General features: G+C 58.8%; 1 pseudogene. It reads left to right on the forward strand.

Annotation, left to right across the window (positions count from 1 at the left end):
* Positions 1 to 967: pseudogene (locus QMA15_RS26580) on the forward strand (IS256 family transposase); the annotation flags it as partial.
* Between the last annotated feature and the right edge of the window lie 243 nt (positions 968 to 1,210).

Below are 1,210 nucleotides of genomic sequence, written 5' to 3' on the forward strand. Positions count from 1 at the left end.
TCGCCGAGCATTCACTCAGCTTCTCGGGCCAAAACACCGATTGCGAAACAGTCCCGATCGACGAGATTGTATTATCGCTTACTGCAAAGGGTTTGACAATCGGCGAGGCGTCCGCGCACTTTCAGGACATCCATGGTGCGACGGCCTCGAAGGACACTAGCTCCCGGATCACCGACAAGGTCGTTGGTGAGATGACCGAATGGCAGAACCGGCCGCTCGATCGTGTGTATCCGGTGATGTTCATCGATGCGGCGCACGTCAAAGTCCGCGACGGTCAGGTCACCAACCGGCCGATGTATGTCGCGATCGGGGTCACCGTGAACGGTGAACGCGACATCCTCGGGATGTGGGCTGGGGGCGAAGGCGTCAAGTTCTGACTGTCGGTGCTCACCGAAATCAAGAACTGCGGGGTGATCGACGTGTGCATCGTGGTGTGCGACGGCCTGAAAGGGTTGCCGGATTCGATCAACACCGTCTGGGAACTCGCGGTGGTGCAGACCTGCATCATTCATTTGATACGCAACACCTTTCGGTTTTCTGCACGGCAGTACTGGGACAAGATGACCCGCGACCTGAAACCTGTCTACACCGCTCCATCGGAGTCTGCGGCGAAGGAACGGTTCATCGAATTCTGCGGAATCTGGGGTGAGCGATACTCAGCGATCGTGCGGATGTGGGAGAACGCCTGGACGGAGTTCGTTCCGTTCTTGGATTACGACGTCGAGATCCGGCAGGGGATCTGCTCGACCAATGCGATCGAGTCCGTCAACGCTCGTTACCGGCGTGCGGTGCGTGCTCGTGGGCACTTCCCGACGGAGCAGGCCGCGCTCAAATGCTTGTATCTGGGGTACTCGGGCTCTGGACCCGACAGGGAAAGGTAAGGAACGATGGGCGATGAGGTGGAGGCCAGGCGCTGAACGCGTTCGCTATCACCTTCGAAGGCCGCATCACCCTCAACGGTAATTAACCGATACCGAGTTCGGATCCACCGCTGATCGGACACTCCCCGCGGATCCGTACAACTACTCAACGTCGGACGAGGGACGGCTTCTGCGGACTATTTTCACTGGAAGCGTCTGATTAACGACCGCTGCGTTCACGGACGGGTAGAAGTCTGCGCTGTTCAGAGCCGTGACTACACGCTTCGCGCTCTCAGCCGATACCCAAAGCCGTGGGCACACGCCATCCTTGTCGGTGAGGTCGTCGAGGC

Origin of the sequence: Rhodococcus sp. APC 3903, from assembly GCF_030407755.1 — a bacterium.
Lineage (GTDB): Bacteria > Actinomycetota > Actinomycetes > Mycobacteriales > Mycobacteriaceae > Rhodococcus_F > Rhodococcus_F erythropolis.